The organism is Isoptericola sp. NPDC060257 (genome assembly GCF_042726645.1).
Lineage (GTDB): Bacteria > Actinomycetota > Actinomycetes > Actinomycetales > Cellulomonadaceae > Isoptericola > Isoptericola nanjingensis.
In genome coordinates this window covers 1-6,916 of sequence record NZ_JBHXAW010000241.1, presented here as the reverse complement: position 1 = coordinate 6,916, position 6,916 = coordinate 1, and the positions used below count along the sequence as shown (strand labels likewise).

The following is a 6,916-nucleotide window of genomic DNA, read 5'->3' as shown; positions in this document are numbered from 1 at the left end:
GAGCACCGCCAGGGAACTCCGGGTCACCCTCGACGGCCGCCCGGTCGGCGCCACCCCGCCCGCCCGCGACTTCGCGAAGCTGCTCCCGCTCACCCTGGAGCTGGAGGACTTCCACGACACGGAACGGCGGGCCCGAGGTGTCGACCGCCTGTCCGGCAGCCGCGGAGCCGGGTCAGAGCGGGGTGACCGTGCCCCGGAAGTGCTGGCGGCGCCGGCCGCCGTTCCAGCCGACGTACCCGAAGCCGTCGTCGTCCGGGGTGACGGCCACGTCCACCGTGCCGGGCAGCAGGACGGGGGAGGCGAACTCGACCGTCCAGCGATAGGCGTCGCCGCGCGCGTGCCCGACGTCGGCCAGTGCGCGCGCCGCCGTGTACATGCCGTGGGCGATGGCGCGCGGGAAGCCGAACGCCTTCGCGGACAGCGCCGACAGGTGGATCGGGTTCCGGTCGCCCGAGACGGCGCCATACGCGCGCCCGGTGCCCGGCCCGAGCGCCCACCGGCCGGTGGGCAGCGGCGGGGTCCACGTGCCCGCGGGCGCGCGGTCCTCGGCGTCGGCGTCCGCCGCCTCGTCCCGCGGGGCGTCCGCCTCGTCGGACCAGGGCAGGTGGAAGCCCTTGGCGAGGTAGGTCGACACGCCCCGCCACACGGGCCCGACGTCCGGGTCGGCCTGCCGGCGCACCTCGGCGACGAGGTCCACCTGCACGCCTCGCTTGTGCGGGCGCAGGTTCTGGGCCCAGGCGCGCACCTCGAGCACGTCGCCGACGACGACGGGCCCGCGCAGCTCGACGTCGTTCGCCAGGTGCACCATCCCGAGCAGCGGCAGCGGGAAGTCGCCGCGCACCATGACTGCGGTCGCCAGCGGGAACGCCAGCACGTGCAGGTACCCCGCGGGCAGCACGTCGGTGACCGGCTCGTGCAGCAGCCGCTGGTAGTCGTGCAGGTGGTGGGCGAGCTCCGCCGTCGGCACGCGGGTGACGCGGTACGCGACGTCGGGCAGCGTCAGGGGGGCGGGCTCGCCGTCGCCCTCCGACCGGCCCTGGCCGATGACGGGCAGGCCCGGCATCGCGCGCCCCGCCGCGATGCGGCCCGAGGCGGCGGCGCCGCGCGCGTAGAGGCTGCCGAGGCCCGGCAGGGTGGGCAGGGTCTCGACGCGCAGCGGCTCGCCGGCGCTGGTGGCCGGCGCGGCCGCCGTCACCGCCCCACCAGGTTCTGGCCGCACACGCGCAGCACCTGGCCGTTGACCCCGGCGGACGCCGGCGACGCGAGGAAGACGATCGCCTCGGCGACGTCGACCGGCCGGCCGCCCTGCTGCAGCGAGTTGAGGCGCCGGGCCACCTCGCGGGTGGCGAAGGGGATCGACGCCGTCATCTCGGTCTCGATGAAGCCGGGCGCGACGGCGTTCGCCGTGCCGCCGCGCGCGGCGACCAGCGGGGCCGTGGCACGGGTGTGCCCGATGACGCCGGCCTTGGAGTAGCCGTAGTTCGTCTGGCCCTTGTTGCCGGCGATGCCGGAGGTCGACGCGAGCGACACGATGCGCAGCCCGTCCACGCCCGCGCCCCCGTCGAAGCCGAGCAGCTGGTCGTTGATCCGCAGCTGGGCCTCGAGGTTGACGGCGATGACGGCGTCCCACTGGGCGGGCTTCATGTTGGCCAGCAGCTTGTCGCGCAGGATGCCCGCGTTGTGCACCACGACGTCGAGGCCGCCGTGGCGGGTGCGCGCGTGCTCGAGGATGCGTCGGCCGGCGTCGTCGGACGTGACGTCGAGCTGGAGCGCCGTGCCGCCCACCGCGTTGGCGGTGCGCGCCAGCCCCTCGCCGGCGGCGGGGACGTCCACGCACACGACCGTGGCGCCGTCGCGGGCGAGGGTCTTCGCGATGGCGGCCCCGATGCCACGGGCGGCCCCGGTGACGACGGCGACCTTCCCGGCCAGCGGCCGGTCCCAGTCGGCGGGGGCCGCGGCGTCGGCCGGGCCGACCGGCAGCAGCTGGCCGTCCACGTACGCGGACCGCGCGGACAGGAAGAACCGCAGCGTGGCGAAGACGGACGTCGAGTCGACGGCGGCGCCCTCGGTGAGCACGATCCCGTTGCCGGTGGCGCCGGCGCGCAGCTCCTTGGCGAGCGAGCGCAGGAAGCCGTCGACGCCGTTGCGCGCCGCGGCGAGCGCCGGGGCGTCGCCGTCGGCGGCGGCGCGGGAGACGGTGACGACGCGCCCGTTGGTGGCGAGCCGGCGCAGGACGGAGCCCGTGGCCAGCACGGCCGCGGACACGTCGGTGGGACGCCGCGTCTCGGTGAGCACCAGCAGGACGGCGCCCCAGCGGGCGTCGTCGGTGGGCTGGCGGCGCACGTCGAGGCCCCAGCCGAGCAGCTCCTGGGCGATCCTGTCCGCGTCGCCGGTGGAGGCGTCGTCGGAGACGACGAGCACCGGCCCGACGGTGAGCGGGTCACCCGCGCGGAAGCGGCGCAGGATCGCGGGTCGCGGCAGGCCCAGCTTCTTCGCGAGCGTCTTGGTGAAGCCGGAGTTGACGGCCTTGGTGTAGGAGTCGGTCACGGGTTCCTCTCAGACGGACTCGACGACGGCGGTGGCCCCGAGGCCGCCCGCGGCGCAGATGGAGATCAGGGCACGCGCCGGCCGGCCGGTCTCGGCGGCCTTGGCCGCGACGAGCTTGGCGGCCGTGGCGAGGATGCGGCCGCCCGTCGCGGCGAACGGGTGGCCGGCGGCGAGCGAGGAGCCGTTGACGTTGAGCTTCTCCCGGTCCACGCTGCCGAGCGGCGCCTCGAGGCCGAGCTCCGCCTTGCAGTAGTCGGCGTCCTCCCAGGCGGCGAGCGTCGTGAGGACGGTCGATGCGAACGCCTCGTGGATCTCGAAGAAGTCGAAGTCGTCGAGGGTCAGGCCGTTGCGGGCCAGCAGGCGCGGCACCGCGTGCACGGGCGCCATGAGGAGGCCGTCGTGGCCGTGCACGAAGTCGACGGCGGCGGTCTCGGCGTCGACGAGCCGCGCGAGCACCGGCAGGTCGCGCTCGGCGGCCCACGCGGCCGACGACAGCAGCACGGTGGAGGCACCGTCGGTCAGCGGCGTGGAGTTGCCGGCCGTCATCGTGGGCTCGGCGGGCTCGGCGAGGCCGCGGCCGAACACCGGCTTGAGCTTCGCGAGCTTCTCCAGCGAGGTGTCCGCGCGCAGGTTGTCGTCACGGGTCAGGCCGCGGAACGGCGTGACCAGGTCGTCGAAGAACCCGGCGTCCCACGCGGCGGCGAGGTGCTGGTGGCTGGCGAGCGCGACCTCGTCCTGCGCGGCGCGGGAGATGCCCCAGCGCGCGGTGGTGATGGCCTGGTGCTCGCCCATCGAGAGGCCGGTGCGCGGCTCGTCGGTGGCGGGCGTGAGGGGCTTGAGGTCGGCCGGACGGATCTTCGCGAAGGCCTTGAGACGCGCCTGGAGCGTCTTGGCGTGCGACGCGTCGAGCAGCGCGCGGCGGAGGCCCTCGCTCACGGCGACGGGGGCGTCCGAGACGGTGTCGGAGCCGCCGGCGACGCCGGACTCGATCTGGCCGAGCCGGATCTTGTTGGCGACGGTGATCGCGGCCTCGAGGCCGGTCGCGCACGCCTGCTGCAGGTCGAAGGCGGGGGTCTGGGGCGACAGCGAGGAGCCGAGCACCGACTCGCGGACCAGGTTGAAGTCGCGCGAGTGCTTGAGGACGGCGCCGCCCACGACCTCGCCGAGGCGCTCGCCCTGCAGGCCGTACCGGGCGACGAGCCCTTCGAGCGCCGCGGTGAACATCTCCTGGTTGGAGGCGTCGGCGTACTTCTTGCCGGCGCGCGAGAACGGGATGCGGTTGCCGCCCACGATCACGGCGTCGCGCACGCCGGCGGGGGCGGACGGGTTCGCTTCGCGGGTGTTCCGGGAGGTGCCGGACGGCTTGCGTGTAGCCACAGGGGTAGATCCTTCACTCCGTCGGTCAGGTAGGACTCACAGTACCTGATACTCTCAGTCTCGTGAGACGAGTCACAAGGTGCGGCCGATGACGGCCGCGGAACAGCTCGACGCCCGTTCGGCTCCGGATGCTCGTTCGGCCCTCGACGGTCGTTCTACACGGTGGGACGACCATCGTGCCGCGCGCCGGGCGCAGCTCGTGAACGCCGCGCGCAAGGCCGTGCACCGCGCCGGGCCGGGGGTCTCGATGGACGAGATCGCGGGCGAGGCGGGCACGTCCAAGTCGATCGTCTACCGGTACTTCGAGGACAAGGCGGGCCTGCGCCTCGCCGTGGCCGCGCACGTCGTCGCGACGATGCACGACGCGCTCCGCGAGGCCGCCGAGGCCGCGCCCACCCCGCACGCGGCCCTGCGCGCGATGGTCCGGGTGTACCTCGAGATGATCGAGCACTCGCCCAACGTCTACTGGTTCGTCACCCGCACCGCCATCGGCGGCAACGAGCCCGCGCCCGGCACCGCCGGGACGGGGCAGGTCGAGGCGCTCGGCGCCTACCTCGACTCGGTGATCGAGCTGGTGGCCGAGCCGTTCGCCAAGGCCGTCCAGGTGCCCCCGGCGCTCGCCGCCGCCTGGGCCGCGGGGGCCGTCGGCTTCGTGCGCGGCGCCGGCGAGTGGTGGCTCGGACACGGCGCGGAGCAGGGCGGTCCCGACCGGCTCACCCGGGAGGACCTCACCGAAAAGGTGACGCTCTGGCTGTGGACCGGCCCCGTCGGCGTCCTCCACCACGAGGAGTCCGCGCCCTTCGACCTCGCCGGGTCCTCCCACCCCTTCGAGACCTCCAACCCCGCACAACCGCAGGAGAACCGATGACCACGACGTCCGACCGTCCCGCGACGACGCAGGCCGCACCCGCCCCCAAGGCGACCCCGCGCGTCGACGTCGCCGGCCTGTCCGAGCAGCTGCTCGGCCGGTGGCCGGAGTGGCGCCGCCACGCCCGCGCCCGCTCGACCGACCCGACCTTCTGGAAGGACGAGTCGCTCTCGATGGCGGAGCACCGCGAGCGGGTGCTCGAGCAGATGAAGCTGCTCGCGACCGACCCGAAGCACCAGGTGTGGCTCGGATACCCGACGCGCCTCGGCGGGGCGGACGCCCCGGGCGCGAACCTGGCGGGCTTCGAGGAGCTCGCCGTCGCGGACCCGTCGCTGCAGATCAAGGCGGGCGTCCAGTGGGGCCTGTTCGGCTCGGCCATCCTGCACCTGGGCACGCCCGAGCAGCAGGACCGCCTGCTGCCGGGGGCGATGGACCTGTCGGTGCCGGGCGCGTTCGCGATGACGGAGATCGGGCACGGCTCGGACGTCGCGTCGGTGGCCACCACGGCCACCTACGACCCGGAGACGGAGGAGTTCGAGATCCACACGCCGTTCCGCGCGGCGTGGAAGGAGTTCCTCGGCAACGCGGCGGTGCATGCCACGGCGGCGACCGTCTTCGCGCAGCTCATCACGAACGGCGTCAACCACGGCGTGCACTGCTTCTACGTGCCGGTGCGCGACCCGGAGACCATGGAGTTCCTGCCCGGGATCAGCGGGCACGACGACGGGCTCAAGGGTGGCCTGCGCGGCGTCGACAACGGGCGGCTCGCCTTCGATCACGTCCGCATCCCGCGCGCCGACCTGCTCGCCCGCTACGGCGCGGTCGCCGCCGACGGGACCTACTCGTCGTCGATCGACAGCCCCGGCCGCCGCTTCTTCACCATGCTCGGCTCGCTGGTGCAGGGCCGCGTGTCGCTGGACGGCGCCGCGTCGACGGCGTCCAAGCTGGGCCTCGCCATCGCCGTGAAGTACGGCGCGGAGCGCCGCCAGTTCACCTCGTCGTCGCCGATCGAGGAGACGGTGCTGCTGGACTACGCGACCCACCGCCGCCGCCTGTTCCCGCGCATCGCCGGGACGTACGCGACGCACTTCGCGCACGACCGCCTCCTCGACCTGTTCGACGACGTCTTCTCCGGCGAGAAGGACACCCCGGAGAACCGCGAGGACCTCGAGACGATGGCGGCGGCGCTCAAGGCGACGTCGACCACGTTCGTGCTCGAGACGCTCCAGGAGGCCCGCGTGGCCTGCGGCGGCGCCGGCTTCATCACCGAGAACCGCATCACGAGCCTGCACCACGACATGGACGTCTACGCCACGTTCGAGGGTGACAACACGGTGCTGCTGCAGCTCGTCGCCAAGCGTCTCGTGGGCGACTACGCCAAGGCCCTCAAGGGCGCGACGTCGACGCCGGCCGGCATCGCCCGGTTCGTCGTCGACCGCGCCGCGGACGCCGCCCTGCACCGCACCGGCCTGCGCCGGGCCGGCCAGGCCCTCGCCGACGCCGGCGACCCGCGCCGCGCCGCGGGGCACCTGCGCGACGCCGAGACGCAGCGCGAGCTGCTGGCCGACCGCGTCGCGACCATGGTCGAGGAGGTCGCCATGGCCCTGCGCCCCGCGCAGAAGGCGGACCCCGTGACGGCCGCGCGGATCTTCGACGAGAACCAGGTGCAGCTCGTCGAGGCGGCCAGGGCGCACGCCGACCTGCTGCGCTGGTCGGCGTTCACCGACGCGCTCGAGCAGATCGAGGACCCGGGCACCCGCCGCGTCATGACGTGGGTGCGCGACGTCTTCGGGCTCACCCTCATCGAGCGCAACCTCGCCTGGTACCTCATCAACGGGCGGCTCTCCGCGCAGCGCGCGCGCACCGTGACGTCGTACGTCGACCGCCTGCTCGACCGCCTGCGTCCGCACGCCGTCGACCTGGTCGACGCGTGGGGCTACGGGCCCGACCACCTGCGGGCGGTCATCGCGTCCGGCATCGAGGCGGAGCGGCAGGACGAGGCCCGGGCGTACTACGCCCGGCAGCGCGCCGACGGCACCGCGCCGATCAGCGAGAAGGCGCTGAAGAAGCAGAAGCGCGCCTGACACGGAGAGAAGCCCGGACCGGACCGCGCCTGCTGCGGTC

The 6,916-nt window shown here is 74.4% G+C and carries 5 protein-coding genes; 2 read left to right on the top strand and 3 right to left on the bottom strand.

Going from position 1 to position 6,916, the window contains the following annotated elements; genetic code table 11:
- Positions 1-172 precede the first annotated feature (172 nt).
- Genes ACFWEK_RS16870 through ACFWEK_RS16860 form a run of 3 tightly spaced genes read right to left on the bottom strand, consistent with a single transcriptional unit; the run spans position 173 to position 3,855 of the window.
- Positions 173-1,195: a MaoC/PaaZ C-terminal domain-containing protein gene (locus ACFWEK_RS16870; protein WP_430554781.1), complete on the bottom strand. Its 1,023-nt coding sequence runs from the start codon at positions 1,193-1,195 to the stop codon at positions 173-175.
- Positions 1,192-2,547, bottom strand: coding sequence for a 3-oxoacyl-ACP reductase (locus tag ACFWEK_RS16865; protein ID WP_430548444.1), 1,356 nt, complete (start codon positions 2,545-2,547; stop codon positions 1,192-1,194). The genes ACFWEK_RS16870 and ACFWEK_RS16865 overlap by 4 nt, the downstream gene beginning before the upstream one ends.
- 9 nt (positions 2,548-2,556) lie before the next feature.
- On the bottom strand, positions 2,557-3,855 hold the full coding sequence (locus ACFWEK_RS16860) for an acetyl-CoA C-acetyltransferase (RefSeq protein WP_430548446.1): 1,299 nt from the start codon (positions 3,853-3,855) through the stop codon (positions 2,557-2,559).
- Between the two features lie 157 nt (positions 3,856-4,012).
- Between ACFWEK_RS16860 and ACFWEK_RS16855 the strand changes: the two genes are divergently transcribed.
- Together ACFWEK_RS16855 and ACFWEK_RS16850 are read left to right on the top strand one after the other, a co-directional pair.
- The gene (locus ACFWEK_RS16855; RefSeq protein WP_430554780.1) at positions 4,013-4,792 is read left to right on the top strand and encodes a TetR/AcrR family transcriptional regulator; all 780 of its coding nucleotides are present in this window, start codon (positions 4,013-4,015) and stop codon (positions 4,790-4,792) included.
- On the top strand, positions 4,789-6,876 hold the full coding sequence (locus ACFWEK_RS16850) for an acyl-CoA dehydrogenase (protein WP_430554779.1): 2,088 nt from the start codon (positions 4,789-4,791) through the stop codon (positions 6,874-6,876). The genes ACFWEK_RS16855 and ACFWEK_RS16850 overlap by 4 nt, the downstream gene beginning before the upstream one ends.
- Positions 6,877-6,916 lie beyond the last annotated feature (40 nt).

Coding starts and splice junctions, on each gene's coding strand:
- ACFWEK_RS16855 (WP_430554780.1), top strand. CDS start 4,013: ATGACGGCCGCGGAACAGCTCGACGCCCGTTCGGCTCCGGATGCTCGT.
- ACFWEK_RS16850 (WP_430554779.1), top strand. CDS start 4,789: ATGACCACGACGTCCGACCGTCCCGCGACGACGCAGGCCGCACCCGCC.